This is a genomic window from Oscillibacter sp., from assembly GCF_032018205.1.
Classification (GTDB): domain Bacteria; phylum Bacillota; class Clostridia; order Oscillospirales; family Oscillospiraceae; genus Oscillibacter.
Genome location: NZ_DALZOY010000009.1, coordinates 110,964 through 128,915 on the forward strand (window position 1 = coordinate 110,964; position 17,952 = coordinate 128,915).

The following is a 17,952-nucleotide window of genomic DNA, read 5'->3' on the forward strand; positions in this document are numbered from 1 at the left end:
CTCGGCGCAAAGGCCGAATAAAATATGGAGACGTATCGAAGTGGTTATAACGAGAACGATTCGAAATCGTTTGATCGGTGATGAGCCGGTCCGTGGGTTCGAATCCCACCGTCTCCGCCAGTGTCAGCCATGGAAGTATCCGCTTCCATGGCTGCTTTTCTGTTTGGCATTCTCAAAAAATTGAAACTCAAATACAGGTTAAGGGAAATTGTCGTGCCTTTTCACAGGCTTTTTTCTGATTTATTGCCTGCTTCAGCAGGCTTGGCACGACCTCTCCCGTGTTCAGCGTGCTTGCAAGGTCTAACTGCGCGTAAATATCGGCGTTGGTGGAGAGATAGCTGCGCCCGGCCAAAGACAAATGCGCGTTATGAGACTTTCTCCGCTGCGAATAAGCTGGCACAAGTAAGTCGTAAATCAGGAAGCCGGATATAAGAAGATCCGGCAGAGGTTCTGCCGATTTTGGCAGGTGGTCATATTATTGGTGCAATTGTGCTCCATGATAACCTGTGCTATGATATAAACAAATACAAACTGTATTGCAAAAAAGAGGTGTTCCTATGCCTGTGATAAAATTTCAGGTTCATGATATTCCCGCTGTCCTGTATGGCGAAGATTCTGACCGGGTGTGGCTGTTTGTCCATGGCAAGCATGGATACAAAGAAGAAGCGGAGGCATTCGCAGAAAGTGCCTGCTTGGGAGGTGCACAGGTACTGGCCATTGACCTTCCCGAACACGGGGAACGAAAAGCGGTTTGCGGCTTTGACCCATGGCATGTGGTGCCGGAGCTGCGAGAGGTCATGGTGGTTCTAAGGCAGCGCTGGGCGTATGTTTCCCTCCGTGCCAACAGCATTGGGGCATGGTTTTCCATGCTGGCCTTTTCGGATACGCCGCTGGAGCAGGCGCTATTAGTCTCGCCCGTGCTGGATATGGAAAGACTGATTCAAAACATGATGCGCTGGGCGGCTGTGGATGAAACGCGACTGGAGCGGGAGGGCGAAATTGCCACTGATTTTGGTGAAACACTTTCCTGGGACTATCTCCAGTATGTGAAAGGGCACTCCATTAAAAAGTGGGCGGCTTCGACGGCAATTCTCTATGCCGGGCAGGACAACCTGACCGACCGGAGGACAATAGATGCGTTTGTCAGTCGGTTTGGCTGTGATCTGACGGTGATAGAACATGGCGAACATTGGCTTCACACGCCCGAACAACTGGCATTTTTGCAGGCGTGGGAAAGGAAACAGACAGAGTGAAAAAAAGAGGGACGCACTGCAAAAATTGCGAAGGCTACTTCTGCGGATATTGACAGTTGGATGATCGCTGTCAGCGGCGGCACATTGCCCGGGAACTGGTCGGCTATATACTGCCCCTCGCTAATCCGGAAAAGGATCTCACAGTGACCACGTACCGGGCCGGTGATCCCAACGGCGCCGCCGCCAGAGCCTTCTATCAGCATCTGGGCTTTGAGGTGGGGGCATTGACAGAAGAATTTGGAAGTCCCGTACAGGTTTTTGTGCGCAGGCGGCAAAGAGGATAACGTAACATTTGAAAACCCAAGCGCTGAAACACCATTATGGGACAATACCGAAACAAGCGGTTTCAGACCTGCCTAAAACCTATATCGGTTTTTTGGTGCAGAGGAATCAGCACCAAAATGATCACTGTGAGGAAGTTTTAATATAGTCATGGAGTGTGCGGTTATGCATGATGTAAAGACAAGCGTTCAGGCTCGGCTGTTTGCCCTGCAAGATTTGAAATACAAAGACTTTCAATGCAAGCTGATCCCCACGGTAGCACCGGAGCGGGTAATTGGCGTGCGCACACCCGAGTTGCGGAAGCTGGCAAATGAGCTTTCTAAAGAGCCGGAAACTGCGGAGTTTTTGAAGCGGCTCCCCCATCAATACTACGATGAAAATAACCTCCATGGCTTTGTGATAGAGCAAATTAAGGACTACAACACCGCAGTGGCAGCGATAGACGCATTTTTGCCCTACGTTGATAATTGGGCCACCTGCGACCTGATCAGCCCCAAGGTGTTTCGAAAGCACCGCCCGGAGCTTTTGAACGAGATTCAACGGTGGATGGCGTCCGACCGCACTTACACCATCCGCTTTGGCATCGGGATGCTGATGACGCACTTTCTGGACGAGAATTTTGCACCGGAGCACCTTACTCTGGTGGCGAAGATTCACTCGGAGGAATACTACGTCAATATGATGATTGCCTGGTACTTTGCCACGGCGCTGGCCAAGCAGTGGGATGCGGTAATTCCTTATATCCGGCACAATCGGCTTGACAAATGGGTTCATAACAAGGCAATTCAAAAGGCCGTTGAGAGCTACCGTATTACAGAAGCGCAGAAGGCTGAGCTTCGCACCCTTCGGGTGAAGTGAGCCTTTAAGAAAACCCAAACAAGATTAGTCCGGAGTACAGCTTTTTGCGTTTGTCTGGCGGGATGTGAAGGTGCTTTGCCCCGTGCATATTGTGGAGAAGCTAAAGAAAAAGCGAAGCAAAACATGACGTGCTGTTGTCATATTATCTGATATATAATTGATTCTGGAGGAATGACGATGGATTGGGCAAAACGTTTTGGTCCGGATAAGCAGCCGACTGCCGCTGAAATCGCAGACTATATCAACAGCCCCTTATGGATTGAGATGAATCGCTTTATGCGTGAAAATTACGAGGTGCAGCCAAGTTTTTATTATAGCAGTTGCTCTGCCCAGCAGGGCTGGAACGTGAAGTATCAAAAGGCCGGGCGTTCTCTGTGCACGCTCTATCCCATGGACGGATTTTTTATCGCGCTGGTGGTGATCGGCGCCAGAGAGCAAACCGAAGCAGAGCTTACCATGCCGCTGTGCGAGAAATATACCCAGTCGCTTTTTTTCAACACCGCGTTCAGTGCAGGCGGAAGATGGCTGATGATGAACGTTACCGACGCGGGCATTTTGGAGGATGTGAAGCGCCTGATCCAAATTCGCAGAAAGCTTAAGAAAAGGTAGGCATAAGCATGGAAGAGATTATTGCCGTAATAGCGGAGAATATTGACCGTGAGCACATCTGCTGCGCCATCACGGACAAAAAGGGGGAAACGTGTGTTTCCTCCAAAAAGGCGTGGCTGAAAGAGCGCTTCGGGGACGGACTTGTATTTCAAAAGCTGAATGCGCGTGGCAAGGTGTTTATCGAGTATATCCCTGCCGAAAAAGCGTGGTGTCCCATGGATGCGCCGGGATATCTGCATATCAACTGCTTTTGGGTGTCGGGGCAGTACAAAGGGAAGGGCCATGCCAGTCGCCTGCTGGAAACATGCGTGGAGGACGCCAAGGCTAGGGGCTGCTGCGGATTAACTGTTGTTGCGTCTGAAAAAAAGCGCCCCTTTCTCTCTGATGCGGCTTATCTCAAGCAAAAGGACTTTCTGGCAGCCGACACTGCCCAGCCGTATTTTGTGCTTTACTATCTGCCGTTTACAGAGACTGCGCCGGTCCCAAGGTTTAAAGACTGCGCAAGACAGGGCGTAATTGAGGAGCAGGGTATGGTTTTGTATTATACCAACCAGTGCCCCCACACGGACAAATATGTGCCGGTCATCGTGAAGCTTGCGGAGGAAAGGGGCGCAAGAATCAGCGTCCACAAGATTGAAACCACGGCGCAGGCACAGTCGGCCCCCACACCGTTCACCACCTACGGCTTTTTTTATAACGGCGAATATGTGACCAACGAGATTTTCGGATCGGCAAAATTTGAAAAGTTTTTAAACGAGCACGGATTTTAAAGATAGGCAGAGAAGGGGCCGCAGCGAAAGAAAATCGCTGCGGCCCCTGTTTGTTCTGAGAGAATAAGTTGTTTACTTTTTCACGGGTAGCCAAATATAGCAAACATAGTCCTCGCTGCTTTGGTCGCCGTCGGTATACTGCTCGATGTCAGGCGCGTCGGCGTATTGATAGCCGCTGCCGGGAAGCCACTCCGTCAAAATACGCTGCTGCATGGCCTGAATTGCGTGGGGCATGGCGCCCTTGCATTCAAAAATCGCCCAGGTGCAGTCGGGAATTTCATATTCCACCATCCCCTCCGGCACCGGCCGGTCGCTGGAAACCGCAATGTAGTAATCAAAGCTTCCCGCGGTCTGCCAGTCCCCCGTACAGACGCCAAGGATGCCCATGGGCTGCTTATTCATGAGCTGGCATAATGCGGGAATGGTTCCCTTTGGATACTGTTCGGCCCAAAACTTAGGGATGAGGGAAAATCCCTCCTGCTTTTCGGGGGACCAGGGGCAGCTCATTTTCGGGCCAACAATGCGGAATGCGTTGTGATGCTCAATTCGGTAATTCATTTCAGCTTCACCTCGTATGGTAATTTTGAAGCTGATGGGCTGGTAGGCTTTAAGCCTCGCGCCCTCCTGCCGGGCGGCGGAGGGAGAAACCCCGTGGACACTCTGAAACGCGCGGTTGAAGGCGGTGGGGGAGTCGTACCCGTATTTCAGCGCGACGTCAATCACCTTATCCTCGGTGTTCTGCAAATCGAACGCCGCTTTTGTCATGCGCCGCCTGCGGATGTATTCTGACAAGGAAACCCCGGCCATATACGAAAACATCCGCTGAAAGTGGAACACCGAGCAGCAGGCAAGCTTCGATGTATGTTCCGGGTCGATTTCTCCGTCCAGATTTTCCTCGATATACCGCAGTGCGTCGTTGAGTTGGGAAAGCCAATCCATACCATCATCTCCTGTGCTGAAATCTTACGTTATTTTGGGAGGCGCGTCCTCTCCGTCTCTGCCGGATTCGGAGAGATATATTTCTGGGTTTGGGTGGAGCCAAGACACGGTGCTCGGCTTAAAAGCCGCCGTTTTGCGGGACTTATCCAAATGAATTTTGGGATTATAAGGGCGCCGGCGTCCGGCTTCTTTAGTATACCACATTATTTTTCCAAACGGGAGGTAATTGTGCGGTGTATGCGGCTTGGATTCATTCATGTTTTGTATCTCGAAAAATCTTTTGAGTAAATGATTGAATTGTAAGCAATATCATGGTAAAATCGGGTTAGCTATTTCTAACCGAATGCTCTTGGGGTTCGGATGAAAGCGGCAATCTGCCCGAAGATTTCGGACTGTGGGTTGCTCTGCGCGCGTTAATGGGATAAAACCGCCCGCAACGGGCGAACAAGGGGAGGATACCGTATGAAAAAGCAAACAAACATTGACTACGCAAATTGGATTCCGGTAAAGCTGCCGGTGATTCTGGGGACAATTACCGCGGCTTCGGCGCTGCTGTTTGCGCTGAGCTTTTTGCTGTCCGGCGGCGTCCCCATCCTGATTTTGCGGGTTCTGCTGGCGGCGGTGTCAGTGCTTATGGGGATATTTTTCTTTTATATGGCCCATGCCCGAGAGCTGCTCTCATATGAGGGCGGCGGTGTTCAGGGAAAAATATTAGACAATGTGTTGCGATATCTGGACTGGGACGGAAACGGGGTGCTGCTGGATATCGGCTGCGGCAGCGGCGCGCTGACCATTAAGGCCGCAAAGAAATACCCGGGAGCCCATTGCGTCGGGATGGATTATTGGGGCGCAATGTGGGATTATGCCCAAAGCCAGTGTGAAACCAATGCGCGGCTGGAAGGCGTTGCCGGGCGCACCGCTTTCCAAAAGGGAGATGCGGCAAAGCTGGATTTTCCCGACGGATACTTTGACGCGGCGGTGAGCAATTTTGTATTTCACGAGGTGGCGTCTCAGCCGGATAAGCTGAAGCTGATTCAGGAGGCCCTGCGTGTTTTAAAGCCCGGCGCACCTTTTTCCTTTGAAGATGTTTTTAATTCTCCGAGAAGCTATCCGGATATGGATGGGCTGGTTGAAGCGCTCTCCAAGGAGGTAAGGGAAATACGCTTTATAGACACGCGGCAGAACGACTTTGTGCCCAAGTTTTTGCGCACGCCGCTGGTGGCGGGCGAAATGGGCCTGATCTGCGGCAGGAAATAGGACCTGAGCAATGCGCCCTTGCGTCAAAGCACGGGCTGTGGGGTGTCCTGCCGTTTCATTGGATTGAAGCCCGGCGGGCGTTTCACGAAAAAATGAGCCGTCCTACGACGGCTCATTTTCTTTTGTCAGACTGGCAGGCATGGATTTAAAATCATGTCTCATTTCTGTGGTTCTTGTTTCTGACGGCAACGGAAGAACCTTTAATTCCACCTCGGGCTGGCTGATGTAAAGCTCTTCGCAGGTTTGCTGCGCCGCAATCAAAAGGTTGATCGCCTCATCCGAGGCCCGAAACATTTTGAGATATAGTTTTTTATAGTCTGCCATAAAAAGCTCCTTTTATAGATGTGAATTGAATATGTTTTATATCTATTTCCGCATTGCACCATAAAATGAGTCTAAAATAAATACATATTAAATTTATTTCGAGGTGAATATATGGCTACAAAAAGCCTTTCCATTCGGATTGATGATGAATTGCTAAATAAGCTGCACGTTGTGGCGGATTATGAGGGGCGGTCCGCAAACAGTCAGATTCTGATTCTTATCCGAAATTGTGTCGAAGAATATGAAAAGGCGCATGGAGCAATTGACAGGAGCGGAAAATAAAAAAGGAGTATTCTGGGGGATGGATATTGTATTAGCATAAGGGACATGGTGTTTTAACAGACAGGTTATTAGCCTAAGTACTCCGGGGCCCGTTTTTCAGGAAACGCGCTGGCGTCCTCTTTAAAAATCGGCGTGGCAGTCCATGCGGCGGGTATCGCTGGATCAAATAAAAAAAGCCTGCAAGCTTTCAAGCTTGCAGGCTGTCCGGCAGAATTCACGGTTGCTCGGGCTCATCCGGCTCTACATCCGTGCACCCGTTGGAAAACTCGGGAGAACAGGCGACAAATTCCAGATCCTGAATAGGTTCATGACCGTTCTGAGTGCTTTTCGGGTCTGCGCTCTTTTTAATCTCATCCATAAAATTGTCCTCCTCTTCGATGTGCTTCACTACTGTGGTATTAAGTTCACTCAGTATAGCATGATTTGACTGGAAATACAATATGAAAATAGCAGGTGCTTTCCTTGCATCCTGACGAAAAATATGCTACGCTGTAAAAACCAATAAACAAACTATGTTGGTGGAACGGACTTGCTTATGCTGCCCCTTATGCCCTGCGCTGCTCGGCCGCGCAGGAGATAAAACTTGGATGTCTTTCTGCTCTTGATATTCGAGGGCGGGGGAAACCTTTCAGTGAAAATTTGGCGGACAGTTCGGAATACGGTGCTTCTCCGTCTTTGCAGCCGGGGGAGCTGGGAAGGAAGCACTGAGATGCGTTTGGAATTTGAGAAGCTTTTGAATGCGATTCGGGTGGGAGAAGCGGCGTCTATGCCGTTTGAGATTGAGGGCGACACATACCTGCGTACATTTAGCGCGAAGGAGCGGCTGATTTTGCTGGGCGGCGGGCACATTGCCCAGCCTCTGTGCCGCTATTGCGCCGATATTGGTTTTGCGGTGACGGTTGTGGATGACCGGCCGTCCTTTGCCAATCAAACGCGGTTTCCGGAAGCGGCAGAGGTGATTTGCGACGCATTTCCGGATGCAATCAAAAAGATTGCAATTACAAAGCGGGACTATATTGCAACCATCACCAGAGGGCACCGCCACGATGCGGACTGCTTGAGGATTATCCTGCACGGCGAATTTCCACACTATCTGGGGATGATCGGCTCGAAACGGCGGGGCATAGAGCTGCTTCGCCTTTTGGAAGAGGAGGGCTTTCCCTGCGCTGTGCTGGATCAGATTCATACGCCCATTGGCGTTAACATCAATGCGCTTACAGTGGAGGAAATCGCAATTTCGATTACAGCCGAGGTCATTCAATCCAGACGGAAGGACACGCCCCGCCGCTCAAAAGCCGAACTGCTTGTCACAGAGGACATCAACCTTCCGCTGCTGGAGCTTCTGGCAAATGCGCAAACGCCAAAGGCCTTGCTGCTTGTCTACGAAACAGAAGGGTCCACGCCGGTGAAATCCGGAGCCATGATGGCGGTGGACCAAAGCTTTCGGGCGGTGGGGACGATTGGCGGCGGATGCAGCGAAAATGCCGTGTTAATGGATGCGTACCGCTTGATTGGGACAGGCCGCCGCCAGTGCGTTACGGTGGACATGAGCAATCGCGCGGAGGAAGAGGGCATGGTCTGCGGCGGGCAGATGAAGGTGCTGATTCAGGATATATGAACTCCCCGTTGGCGCAGCTTGGGGACGATAAATTGAAAACGCAGGAAGTTAGGATATAAGGAAATATGTTAAATCAATTTTCAAGAACGCAGCTTTTGCTGGGCGCGGACGGGATGGAAAAGCTGTCTGCGGCGCGGGTGGCGGTGTTTGGCATCGGGGGCGTGGGCGGCTATACGGCGGAGGCTTTGGCGCGCAGCGGCGTGGGCACACTGGATCTCATCGACGACGACCGGGTCTGCCTTACCAATGTCAACCGGCAGATATTTGCCACCCGCAAAACCGTTGGGCAGTATAAGGTGGATGTGGCGCAGGAGCGCATTCTGGAAATTAATCCGGACGCGGTTGTGCACACCTACAAGACTTTTTACGCCCCGCAGACGGCGGCGCAGTTTGACTTTACACAATATGATTACGTGGTGGATGCGATTGACACCGTGACTGGAAAGCTGGAGCTGGTTGAGCAGGCACAGAGCGCCGGCGTTCCCATCATCAGCAGCATGGGGGCCGGAAATAAAATGGACCCCACGGCGTTTGAAGTGACGGATATTTACAAAACCTCTGTCTGCCCGCTGGCCCGCGTGATGCGGCGGGAGCTGAAAAAAAGGGGAATCAGGAAATTAAAGGTGGTCTACTCCCGGGAACCGGCGATGACGCCCATTGACGACATGACCATCAGCTGCCGGACCCACTGCATCTGCCCGCCGGGAACGGCGCGCAAATGCACCCAGCGCCGGCAGGTGCCGGGCAGCAACGCGTTTGTTCCGCCTGTGGCAGGGCTGATCCTCGCCGGAGAAGTGGTGAAAGACCTCTCCGGGGTGGGGAAGTGAACAGAAATTCATTTGACGTGCCACCCAAGCACATAGACGGCCCCCTGACGGCTTATTGAAGCAGCGCATGCTGCATCAGCAAACCATCAGGGAGCCCCATTTTTCAGAACAGGTTCTTGCTGAAATACCGATCCCCCCGGTCCGGTAAAATCACCACAATGTTTCCCCGCGTTACGTCCGACGCAAGCTTCAGCGCCGCCGCCAGCGAGGCGCCGGAGGAGCTGCCCGCCACAACGCCCTCTTTTTTGCCAATAAACGGGCAGTGTCAAACGCCTCGGTATCTCCGACTTTAATCACCCGGTCCACCAGAGAACTGTCCATGGTTTTCGGAATGAAGTTGTTTCCAATGCCTTCGATGCCATAGTCGCGGTGTTCTCCGCCGCCAATGGTAGAGCCGATGGGGTTCGCCAGAACGCCCTGAATGTTTGGATTTTGTTCCTTTAAATAGCGCATGACCCCTCCGAAGGTGCCTGCGCTGCCTGCGCCGCCTGCTGCATGCCGCCCTCTCTGGGCGTGAAAACGATTTCTGCGCCCAATGCCTTCATAACAGCCTGCTTTTCCATGGAAAACTTGCCCGGCACCATAAAAATAACCCGATAGCCCTTATTCAGCGCCGCCACGGCAATGCCGATACCTGTGTTATCCGCGGTTGCTTCAACAAACGTGCCGCCGGGGAGCAGGCGACCGCTCTTTTCCGCCACCGTGTATTGCCCGACGCGGTCCTTCACACTTCCCGCCGGATTGAAAAGCTCCAGCTTGGCAAAGAGGCCCGCTCCCTCCGGAGCATCCAGATGATTCAGCCAGAGCATCGGCGTTTCGCCGATGAAAGCCTGGATGCTGTCTGCATAGTTCATGCTTGCGCCTTTCCCGCTGCCTGAATCGCCTGCTCCAAATCCCCTTGGATATCCTGCACGCTTTCAATTCCAACCGACAGCCGGATCAGACCGTCCGTGATGCCCACCTTTTTCCGAATCTCCTCCGGAATGGCGGCATGGGTCATGGTGGCGGGGTGGCAAACGAGAGATTCAACACCACCCAGACTTTCCGCCAGCGTGACCAGATGCAGACCGCGGAAAAACACACGGACGTCATAGTCTGCATGCAGCTCAAAGGAGATCATGCCGCCTGCTCCGGATGCCTGCTTTTGCTGGATGGTATAGCCGGGGTCGCGCTCCAGCCCCGGGTAATAAACCTGCTTGGACCTCCAGCCAGCGGGCGATGACCTGCGCGTTGGCGGTGTGCCGGTCCATGCGCACGCCCAGCGTTTTGATGCCGCGCAGCATGAGGAAGGAGTCGAACGGACCCAAGACCCCGCCGGTGGAGTTTTGCAAAAAGTAAAGCCGGTCGGCCAGTGCCGGGTCTTTCACAACCACGAAGCCGGAAATTACGCCGCTGTGCCCGCCGAGATACTTCGTGCCGCTGTGAATCGCGATATCCGCGCCAAGGGAAAGCGGCCTTTGCAGATAGGGCGTCATAAAGGTGTTATCCACAATCACCGGCTTCCCATACGTCGGGCGTCAGCTTCTCGGGCAGAGCCGACAGGTCCGTGGTGTCGATGATTTCATAGGTAATGCCGAAATTTTTAAAAACCTTGTCCAGGACCCGGAAGGTTGCTGGACAACGGAACACTTGCGGAGTTGAGCAACACCTATCTTGGCGAGGATTATTCCACGCGGGAAGCGGTGCAGGCCCGTATTAACTGAGTTTTGGGGCGGGTGGGCTTGCCTGACTGCGCACGGATTACATTGGAATTTTAACGATTTCTGCATAATGAAGCGGGCGGACACAGTCTCAGCGCGGCATTTGTGCGTATGGAAGCAGATGCCTTTCACCGCAATCAGAAAGGATTATCTCTATGGGAAAAGTGTTTGACCTTCAATTCATGGTTTCAACCGTACCTGAAATCATTTCATATCTGCCTGTTACGTTGAAGATTGCGGCCTGCTCGGGAATCATTGCGCTTATACTGGGATTTGGCGTGGCGTTTGTCCGGTATTTTAATATCCGTATCCTCTCGCCCCTGCTTATCCTTTGCCCGCGGCACGCCGGACATGGTGCAGCTTTTGGTGGACTATTACGGGATTCTGGTTTTTTTGCGTAGCCTGAACGAACAGCTTGGAAGCAATTTTTCGGTCAACGGGATTCAGGCCGCTGTCTTCGCCGTGGTGGCTCTGTCCCTGAACAGCGACGCGTTCATGTCGGAAACCATTCGCAGCGCGATGCTCTCCGTTGGCGCAGGACAGCTTGAAGCCTGTTACAGCGTCAATATGACGACGCGGCAGGCGCTGTTCCGGGTGGTTCTCCCTCAGGCGTTTACGGTTGCCCTGCCGCCGCTTGGAAACTCCTTGATCTCCCTGCTGATTGTGGTCGCTCTGATTTACTGGGTCTGCTGCATCGTGCTGGAGTATCTGTTTGGCTGCTGAGAAAAGAGAGTGCGCAGATACGAGAGGAGAGCCGCGAAGTGTTCACATTAGAAATCTTAAAAGCAATTTGGCGAAAACGTAATTTTACGGGAAATTGATTTGAATATCCGGCAGGGCGAGATTGTCACGATGATCGGTCCGTCCGGCGCTGGGAAAACCACGCTTCTGTGGGCAATCAACTGGCTGAATGCGCCCGACGAGGGACAAATCGAATTCAACGGCGCTGCAATAGACGCAAAAACCGCCACCAAAAAGCAGATTTCCGGTTTGCGCGGCAAATCGGCCATGGTGTTCCAGCACTATAATCTGTTCCGCAACAAAACCGCCTTGGAAAACGTGACGCAGAGCCTGTTGTGCGTGAAGAAAATGAACAAACAGGACGCGGTCCTCCGGGGCAGACAGCTTCTGGACAGGGTGGGCCTTCCGACGGGGGCGTTGGCAAGAATGTTGGAAACGCTTCAGGACCCGTTATTACTATCCACGCGGATATTGACGCGCTTCCGATTACAGAGGCCAGCGAGCTTGCGTACAGCTCTGAAAACGCGGGGCGTATGCATGCCTGCGGACATGATTTTCACACCACCGCCCTATTAGGCGCGCAAATCAGTGTCAGTCCTGCTTCCAAAGCGAACAGATGGCGGATAAATTGAAATATGAGGCTGGCGCTTCCTGCTGAGTTCGTGTAAATATAGAGAAGAGCGCCTCTTAAAACACAAAATAAAACGCCGGAAACCCAGTAGTCATACGGGTTCCCGGCGTTGTTTTATTTACTCCCACTCGATGGTGGCGGGGGGCTTGGAGGTGATGTCGTAGACAATGCGGTTGATGTGGGGGACCTCGTTGACAATGCGGGTGGAGACGCGATCCAATACATCGTAGGGGATGCGGGTCCAGTCGGCGGTCATGAAGTCCGTGGTGGTCACGCTGCGCAGAGCCAGCGTGTAGTCATAGGTCCGTCCGTCGCCCATCACGCCCACAGAGCGCATATTGGTGAGCACCGCAAAATACTGGTTCATGGAATCTTCCAGCTTGGCCTTTGCCACCTCGTCCCGGAAAATGAAATCCGCAAGGCGCAGAGTGTCCAGCTTTTCCTTCGTGATTTCGCCAATCACCCGGATGGCAAGCCCGGGACCGGGGAAAGGCTGGCGCATCACAAGATATTCGGGCAGGCCCAGTTCGCGGCCGAGGCCGCGGACCTCGTCCTTGAACAGCATCCGCAACGGCTCAATAATCTCCTTAAAGTCCACGTAGTCGGGCAGGCCGCCCACATTGTGGTGGCTCTTGATGGTGGCGGAAGCGCCAAGGCCGGACTCGATCACATCGGGATAAATGGTGCCCTGCGCCAGATAGTCCACCTTGCCGATTTTCTTGGCCTCGGCCTCGAAAACGCGGATGAACTCCTCGCCGATGATCTTCCGCTTGCGCTCCGGCTCGGTTTCTCCCGCCAGTTTTCCTAAAAACAGTTCCTCGGCGTCGGCGCGGATGAAGTTGATATCCCACTTTTTAAACGCGGCCTCCACCTCGTCGCCCTCGTTCAGGCGCATGAGGCCGTGGTCCACAAACACGCAGGTGAGCTGCTTGCCCACGGCTTCGGCAATCAGCGCCGCAGCCACAGAGGAGTCCACTCCACCGGAGAGAGCCAGCAGCACCTTGCCGTCGCCAACCTTCTCCCGGATCTGGGCAACGGCGGTATCCCGGTAGTCGCCCATGGTCCAGTCGCCCGCCGCGCCGCAGACCTCATAGAGGAAGTTGCGGATCATATCGGTGCCGTGCTGTGTGTGGTTCACCTCGGGGTGGAACTGGACGCCGTAAAAGCCCCGGCTTTCGTCGCAGATGGCAACGGTGGGGCAAGCGGCGGAATGAGCCACAAGGGAAAATCCATCGGGGACCTTTTCCATATAGTCCCCATGGCTCATCCAGGTGACGCCCTCTTTGTCAAGGCCCTTGAAGAGCTTACAGTCTGTCTCAAAAAACGTGTCGGTCTTGCCGTATTCCCGGGCGGTGTCTTCGGTGCCGGCGGTGACGCGTCCGCCCAGATGATGGGCCATGAGCTGGCAGCCGTAGCAAATGCCCAAAATAGGAATACCCAGTTCAAAAATGGCCGGGTCCACCTGCGGGGAAGCGGGGTCGTACACGCTGCTGGGCCCGCCGGTAAAGATCATGCCGATGGGCTTTTCAGATGCAAGCTGGGAAAGGGGGGTGGTATAGGACTTTACCTCGCAGTATACATTGCACTCCCGGACACGGCGGGCGATGAGCTGGTTATACTGCCCTCCAAAGTCCAAAACAATGACCTTCTGCATATCAGTCGTCCTCCCGGAATACGATGTTGCCCGGCTCGGCGGATTCAATGATGGCAAGGGACTTCAGGTTCATCCCGGCGGCGCGAAGCCGGTCGCCGCCGCCCTGAAAGCCCTTTTCCACGGCGCAGCCGATGCCCACCAGCGTGGCCCCGGCGCTGGTGACAATGTCACACAGGCCCCGCATGGCCTCTCCGTTGGCCATGAAATCGTCCACAATCAGAACCTTGTCCTCGGAGCTAAGCCATTCTTTATTCACCAGCAGGGTCACTTTTTTCTTGTAGGTATAGGAAAAAATATCGCTCTGGTAAAGTCCGCCCTCAATATTGTCGCTCTTCGCCTTTTTTGCGAAAATCATGGGCTTGTTGAAGCGCTCGGCACAGATGGCGGCCAGCGCGATTCCGCTGGCCTCGGCGGTGAGAATCACGCTGACCTGATCCATGTCAAAGTGACGGCCGAATTCCTCGGCGATGTGAACCATAATGGTGGGATCGACCCGGTGGTTCAAAAAGCCGTCCACCTTGATGATATTGCCGGGGAGAACTTTACCCTCCCTGACGATGCGGTCCTTCAATTCCTGCATGTGTTGATATCCCCCTCTTTCAGTTTGTCCCCCATAAGGAGACGGGCGGTTTTTCGACCGATTCTATTATCACTCTATTATTATAGATAGACAGCAAATTTGCAACTGTTTTTACAGAACAAAATATGGATGTTGCAGAGACAATGCTTGTGGATTTTGTCTTTACGCGGCAAATCGCTGTTTATGGGGAGGTCCGATTCGGTTTTCTGCGCGGCGCTTAAAAAGGGACCGCGAAAAAGGCAGGGACATCAGAAGATGTCCCTGCCCTGTATGCAATTATTTACCCTCGGCGGCGTCGGCGGCGGGGCTGAGCCAGTCGCCCTGAAAATCCTCAATGCTGCCCGCGTCGGTCAGGGCCGCGAGAGCCGGGTCGATGGGCATCTGAGAAAGAAGCTTCAGATTGTGCCGCGCGGCGGCGTCGGCGGTTTTTCCCTCACCAAAGAGATAAAGTTTCTTTCCGCAGTCCGGGCAGGACACGTAGCTCATGTTCTCCACCACGCCCAGAATGGGAACCTCCATCATCTCGGCCATCTTTACCGCTTTTTCCACCACCATGCTCACCAGCTCCTGCGGAGAAGCCACCACAAGGATGCCGTCCAGCGGAATAGACTGGAACACGGAGAGGGACACGTCGCCGGTTCCCGGGGGCATATCCACGAACAGATAATCCACGTCCCAGATTACGTCCGTCCAGAATTGCTGAACCACCCCGGAAATCACGGGGCCGCGCCAGATAACGGGGTCCGTCTCGTTATCCAGCAGAAGGTTCACCGACATGATCTCAATGCCGGTTTTGGTCACGGCGGGGAGGAGAGAGTGCCCGTCGCTCCGAGCCTTTTCATGGATACCGAAGGCTTTGGGAATCGAGGGGCCGGTGATATCGGCGTCCAGCACGCCGACCTTGAAGCCCCGCCGACGCATAGTCACCGCCAACTGGCTGGTCACCATGGATTTTCCGACGCCGCCCTTACCAGAGACAACGCCAAAAACCTTCCCGATGCGGCTTTCGGGATTGGCCTCCTTCAGCAGGGACTGGGGTCCCTGACGCTCCGCGCAGCTCTCGCCGCATGCGGAACACTCGTGGGTGCATTCACTCATGTCAAAACTCCTTTTGCCATATTAAAGGTGTCGGCGGGAAAATGGGGCCCGCCTCTATCAATGCAACCGTTATCTTATACCTCGGACGGGTCGTTCGTCAACCTTTGAACGGAAACCTCCGGATCGTCCGAAAAAAAGGCGGCTTCCCGGCTGTGGCAGGTGAAAAGAAGAAGCTGACGCTTTTTCCCCTCCTCCTTTAAAAGCCGCAGGGCGGATGTGCAGCGGGAGTCGTCGAAATTTGCCAGCGCGTCGTCCAACACCAAAGGCGGCGGGTCCATATCCGGCAGAACCAGCTCGCAGATGGCCAGCCGCGCTGCAAGATATAGTTGGTCCCCGGCCCCGGTGGAGAGGAGTCCCGCGTCCCGCCACACCGTGTCTCCTGTCGGCTCGGCGGAGAGGCGGAATGACCGGTCCAGCACCACGCCGGAATAGGCCCCATCGGTAAGCGAGGAGAAAAGCTCCGCCGTCCGGCGGCCCAGCAGGGGAGAGAAGCGGTTTTGCAGCGCAGCATTGGCATTGTCCAGCGTCTCCATCGCCAGCGCAATGGACTGATATTCGCCCTCCAGCACATCAATCTGCAAGCGAAGCTGTTCCGTCTGCGCCTCCAGCGCTTCTCGTCCGCCAAGGGCGGCGATTTGGCCGGTGAGGCGGTCGGCGGCGGACTGGGCGGCGGAGAGCGCGGCTTTCACGGAGAGAAGCTCGACATTCAACGATTCCCTGCTTTGCGAGGGGGGCGCAGAGGGCTCTTCCGCAGAAGGGTCCCTGTCGGGCGTCTGGCGGCGCATGGTTTCGTACCGCAGCCGCGCGGCTTCTGCCGTACTTTCTGCGGCGGACAGCTCTCTGCGCCGGACGGCGCATTCCCGCAGCGCTGCGTCGGCGGCGGGAATGTCAAAGGCAGAGGGAGCAAAGCGGCGGACCTCCAGCAAGATGCCCTGTTCGTTGGAGGTAAGAGAGGCGTACAGCGCGTCATAGGTGGCGGTGGCCTTCACCACCGCGTTTTGGGCCTCGTCCCGGCGGCGGCAGGCAGCGGCGTAGTCGCCGGCCAAGGCGGCGAGGTCTTCGGCAGAGGATGCGCCGTAGGCAGAGAGGTAGGCGGAACGACGTTTCTCATCGGCCCTTTTCAGGGCGAAGCCCACGATCAGCCCGCAGATCACCCCCAGCCCGCAGGCGGGAGCGGCAATTTGCCACATCGGAAGGGGGGCGGTTAGAAGCACATGGAGCAAAACGCCCAGCGCCAGTCCGCCGACCAACAGGACTACCGGGAACAGCCACGTGTCTTTCCGCGGCTCGGGTATACTTGCGGCGGCTCTTTGTGCCTCCTCCGCGGGTTTTCCCGCAAAGGGGCTTTCGCTGACAGCGGTTTCGGCTTTCACGCCCGCCTTCATGGCCGCGTCCTTTTCCGCCATGGCGGCATTCACGCTTTTGCGCACCGTTTCCAGATTGACAATGGCCCCCCGAAGACGGCCAATGGTTTCGTTTTCCGGAAGACGGGCCTCCTCCGCCCGGCGGCGAAGATTGGCGGCGGTTTGCCCCGCGGCTTTGGCGGCATCCTCGGCCTCAGATAAAAGGCGGCGCTCCTTAGATGCGTCCCAGAGGTCGTGAAGCTTTAAAAGCCGGGAAAGCTCTGCTTCTTGTTCTGTCAGACGGAAAAGCTCTCGACGATGGTCAACCAGTTGGTTTTCTGCTCCCGCCAGAGCCTCCAACTGACGGGCGGTATCCGAAAGCTCCAGCTCCAGTGCAGGAAGCCGTCCGGTTTTATTGTGGCGGCGGCGGTTTAGCTGCTTATTCAGGGCGGCGGCGGCCTCGGAATAAGAGGTGTCCTCCTCACCGGTGGTGATCAGAGCGGCGATGCGCTTTTCAAGTCCCGCGTCCTGTGTCACAGGCAGCCCGGCCTGACGGATAAAGGCGCTGCGCTCGTATACCTCCCGGCTGACGCCCAGAAGGGTCTCCCCACAGTTTTGCCCGGTTAGGCCGGGATATTCGTCCATGGTTCCCGCGCGGACCGCCTTGAAGTCCCCGAGAGGAGCGGTCTGGCGTTTCGTCTCCCGGAGTAGGGTCAGCTCGTTGTCGCCAACGCGGCAGTCCAGCCGGCCCGACATGGCTGCGCCGCTCCAGGGAGCGTAACGGTTTTTGTCGGCAATAAAGCCTGCACGGTCCCGCTCCCGGCTGTTGATACCATATAATATAGAGAGCAGAAACGCGCACCAGGTGGATTTGCCGGTTTCATTGGGAGCCTGTATAATGTTCAGCCCGTCGGAAAGATGAAGAGTCCGCTGGCTCAGTTTTCCGAAGGTGGCGCTCATACGATGAATGCGCAGGTAGATCACCTCTGTTTCGTAAAATTCAAACAACCACATCATACCATATACAATTAAAAAAACCCAGAGACATTTTGAGAATTGCGTTTAAAAAGGCACGGTATGAGGCAAGATAATGGCTGGTATAAAAAAAGTAAAAAACATGTGAAAACCGTATTGACAAACGGGATGGGGTATGGTAGTCTAACAAAGCTGTCCGGGAGGGCGGCGC

Annotated in this window: 17 protein-coding genes, 1 tRNA gene and 3 pseudogenes; 12 read left to right on the forward strand and 9 right to left on the reverse strand. The window is 54.5% G+C overall.

Features of this window, described 5'->3' with window-relative positions; all coding sequences use genetic code 11:
- The first annotated feature begins 26 nt into the window (after positions 1-26).
- The 6 genes from RTU96_RS08865 (at position 27) to RTU96_RS08890 (ending at position 3,772) form a co-directional block, all read left to right on the forward strand.
- Positions 27-120 (forward strand) — tRNA-Ser (locus RTU96_RS08865).
- A 437-nt stretch (positions 121-557) separates the two neighbouring features.
- Positions 558-1,253, forward strand: coding sequence for an alpha/beta hydrolase (locus RTU96_RS08870; protein WP_312636175.1), 696 nt, complete (start codon positions 558-560; stop codon positions 1,251-1,253).
- A 56-nt stretch (positions 1,254-1,309) separates the two neighbouring features.
- A complete protein-coding gene (locus RTU96_RS08875) occupies positions 1,310-1,537 on the forward strand; it encodes a hypothetical protein (protein ID WP_312636177.1) in 228 nt (75 codons plus the stop codon).
- Positions 1,538-1,700: 163 nt separating this feature from the next.
- A complete protein-coding gene (locus RTU96_RS08880) occupies positions 1,701-2,393 on the forward strand; it encodes a DNA alkylation repair protein (RefSeq protein WP_312636178.1) in 693 nt (230 codons plus the stop codon).
- A 177-nt stretch (positions 2,394-2,570) separates the two neighbouring features.
- Positions 2,571-3,002, forward strand: a complete 432-nt coding sequence (locus RTU96_RS08885; protein WP_312636180.1) for a DUF3788 domain-containing protein — start codon at positions 2,571-2,573, stop codon at positions 3,000-3,002.
- Between the two features lie 8 nt (positions 3,003-3,010).
- Positions 3,011-3,772 carry an N-acetyltransferase gene (locus RTU96_RS08890; protein ID WP_312636181.1) on the forward strand — a complete coding sequence of 254 codons (762 nt, stop codon included), beginning with the start codon at positions 3,011-3,013 and terminating at the stop codon, positions 3,770-3,772.
- Positions 3,773-3,844: 72 nt separating this feature from the next.
- Here the strand turns inward: RTU96_RS08890 and RTU96_RS08895 are convergent, their stop codons facing one another.
- On the reverse strand, positions 3,845-4,711 hold the full coding sequence (locus RTU96_RS08895) for an AraC family transcriptional regulator (protein WP_312636182.1): 867 nt from the start codon (positions 4,709-4,711) through the stop codon (positions 3,845-3,847).
- A 462-nt stretch (positions 4,712-5,173) separates the two neighbouring features.
- On the opposite strand from RTU96_RS08895, the gene RTU96_RS08900 reads away from it, so the two are divergent.
- Positions 5,174-5,968, forward strand: coding sequence for a class I SAM-dependent methyltransferase (locus RTU96_RS08900; RefSeq protein ID WP_312636185.1), 795 nt, complete (start codon positions 5,174-5,176; stop codon positions 5,966-5,968).
- Positions 5,969-6,070: 102 nt separating this feature from the next.
- On the opposite strand, the gene RTU96_RS08905 is transcribed toward RTU96_RS08900, so the two are convergent.
- Positions 6,071-6,292: a hypothetical protein gene (locus RTU96_RS08905; RefSeq protein ID WP_312636186.1), complete on the reverse strand. Its 222-nt coding sequence runs from the start codon at positions 6,290-6,292 to the stop codon at positions 6,071-6,073.
- A gap of 496 nt (positions 6,293-6,788) precedes the next feature.
- The gene (locus tag RTU96_RS08910; RefSeq protein WP_312636187.1) at positions 6,789-6,932 is read right to left on the reverse strand and encodes a hypothetical protein; all 144 of its coding nucleotides are present in this window, start codon (positions 6,930-6,932) and stop codon (positions 6,789-6,791) included.
- Positions 6,933-7,283: 351 nt separating this feature from the next.
- On the opposite strand from RTU96_RS08910, the gene RTU96_RS08915 reads away from it, so the two are divergent.
- Both RTU96_RS08915 and RTU96_RS08920 read left to right on the forward strand, forming a co-directional pair.
- Positions 7,284-8,192, forward strand: coding sequence for an XdhC/CoxI family protein (locus RTU96_RS08915; RefSeq protein WP_312636188.1), 909 nt, complete (start codon positions 7,284-7,286; stop codon positions 8,190-8,192).
- A gap of 65 nt (positions 8,193-8,257) precedes the next feature.
- Complete coding sequence (locus tag RTU96_RS08920) at positions 8,258-9,019, forward strand: tRNA threonylcarbamoyladenosine dehydratase (RefSeq protein ID WP_312636189.1); 762 nt, start codon at positions 8,258-8,260, stop codon at positions 9,017-9,019.
- Between the two features lie 189 nt (positions 9,020-9,208).
- Here the strand turns inward: RTU96_RS08920 and RTU96_RS08925 are convergent.
- A pseudogene (locus RTU96_RS08925) lies at positions 9,209-9,873 on the reverse strand (PLP-dependent cysteine synthase family protein).
- Positions 9,870-10,630: pseudogene (locus RTU96_RS08930) on the reverse strand (trans-sulfuration enzyme family protein); the annotation flags it as partial. The pseudogenes RTU96_RS08925 and RTU96_RS08930, both read right to left, overlap by 4 nt.
- Positions 10,631-10,974: 344 nt before the next feature.
- Between RTU96_RS08930 and RTU96_RS08935 the strand changes: the two are divergent.
- The 3 genes and pseudogenes from RTU96_RS08935 (at position 10,975) to RTU96_RS14770 (ending at position 12,092) form a co-directional block, all read left to right on the forward strand.
- Positions 10,975-11,442, forward strand: a complete 468-nt coding sequence (locus RTU96_RS08935; protein WP_312636190.1) for an ABC transporter permease subunit — start codon at positions 10,975-10,977, stop codon at positions 11,440-11,442.
- A gap of 93 nt (positions 11,443-11,535) precedes the next feature.
- A pseudogene (locus RTU96_RS08940) lies at positions 11,536-11,841 on the forward strand (ATP-binding cassette domain-containing protein); the annotation flags it as partial.
- Positions 11,796-12,092 carry a M20/M25/M40 family metallo-hydrolase gene (locus tag RTU96_RS14770; RefSeq protein ID WP_397356734.1) on the forward strand — a complete coding sequence of 99 codons (297 nt, stop codon included), beginning with the start codon at positions 11,796-11,798 and terminating at the stop codon, positions 12,090-12,092. The pseudogene RTU96_RS08940 and the gene RTU96_RS14770, both read left to right, overlap by 46 nt.
- 117 nt (positions 12,093-12,209) lie before the next feature.
- Here the strand turns inward: RTU96_RS14770 and guaA are convergent, their stop codons facing one another.
- From guaA to RTU96_RS08965, 4 genes are all read right to left on the reverse strand, one after another.
- Complete coding sequence (gene guaA, locus RTU96_RS08950) at positions 12,210-13,745, reverse strand: glutamine-hydrolyzing GMP synthase (protein WP_312636192.1); 1,536 nt, start codon at positions 13,743-13,745, stop codon at positions 12,210-12,212.
- 1 nt (position 13,746) lies between these two features.
- Complete coding sequence (locus RTU96_RS08955; protein WP_312636195.1) at positions 13,747-14,325, reverse strand: xanthine phosphoribosyltransferase; 579 nt, start codon at positions 14,323-14,325, stop codon at positions 13,747-13,749.
- 276 nt (positions 14,326-14,601) lie between these two features.
- Positions 14,602-15,423 (reverse strand): Mrp/NBP35 family ATP-binding protein, encoded by an 822-nt coding sequence (locus tag RTU96_RS08960; RefSeq protein WP_312636197.1) that lies wholly within the window; start codon positions 15,421-15,423, stop codon positions 14,602-14,604.
- A 74-nt stretch (positions 15,424-15,497) separates the two neighbouring features.
- Complete coding sequence (locus RTU96_RS08965; protein WP_312636199.1) at positions 15,498-17,783, reverse strand: AAA family ATPase; 2,286 nt, start codon at positions 17,781-17,783, stop codon at positions 15,498-15,500.
- Positions 17,784-17,952 lie beyond the last annotated feature (169 nt).

Excerpts from the sequence above, each read along its gene's own strand:
- RTU96_RS08960 (WP_312636197.1), bottom strand. The coding sequence starts at position 15,423 with ATGAGTGAATGCACCCACGAGTGTTCCGCATGCGGCGAGAGCTGCGCG.
- RTU96_RS08910 (WP_312636187.1), bottom strand. The coding sequence starts at position 6,932 with ATGGATGAGATTAAAAAGAGCGCAGACCCGAAAAGCACTCAGAACGGT.
- RTU96_RS08915 (WP_312636188.1), top strand. The coding sequence starts at position 7,284 with ATGCGTTTGGAATTTGAGAAGCTTTTGAATGCGATTCGGGTGGGAGAA.
- RTU96_RS08885 (WP_312636180.1), top strand. The coding sequence starts at position 2,571 with ATGGATTGGGCAAAACGTTTTGGTCCGGATAAGCAGCCGACTGCCGCT.
- RTU96_RS08890 (WP_312636181.1), top strand. The coding sequence starts at position 3,011 with ATGGAAGAGATTATTGCCGTAATAGCGGAGAATATTGACCGTGAGCAC.
- RTU96_RS08955 (WP_312636195.1), bottom strand. The coding sequence starts at position 14,325 with ATGCAGGAATTGAAGGACCGCATCGTCAGGGAGGGTAAAGTTCTCCCC.
- RTU96_RS08895 (WP_312636182.1), bottom strand. The coding sequence starts at position 4,711 with ATGGATTGGCTTTCCCAACTCAACGACGCACTGCGGTATATCGAGGAA.
- RTU96_RS08920 (WP_312636189.1), top strand. The coding sequence starts at position 8,258 with ATGTTAAATCAATTTTCAAGAACGCAGCTTTTGCTGGGCGCGGACGGG.
- RTU96_RS08880 (WP_312636178.1), top strand. The coding sequence starts at position 1,701 with ATGCATGATGTAAAGACAAGCGTTCAGGCTCGGCTGTTTGCCCTGCAA.
- RTU96_RS08965 (WP_312636199.1), bottom strand. The coding sequence starts at position 17,783 with ATGATGTGGTTGTTTGAATTTTACGAAACAGAGGTGATCTACCTGCGC.
- RTU96_RS08870 (WP_312636175.1), top strand. The coding sequence starts at position 558 with ATGCCTGTGATAAAATTTCAGGTTCATGATATTCCCGCTGTCCTGTAT.
- guaA (WP_312636192.1), bottom strand. The coding sequence starts at position 13,745 with ATGCAGAAGGTCATTGTTTTGGACTTTGGAGGGCAGTATAACCAGCTC.
- RTU96_RS08905 (WP_312636186.1), bottom strand. The coding sequence starts at position 6,292 with ATGGCAGACTATAAAAAACTATATCTCAAAATGTTTCGGGCCTCGGAT.
- RTU96_RS08900 (WP_312636185.1), top strand. The coding sequence starts at position 5,174 with ATGAAAAAGCAAACAAACATTGACTACGCAAATTGGATTCCGGTAAAG.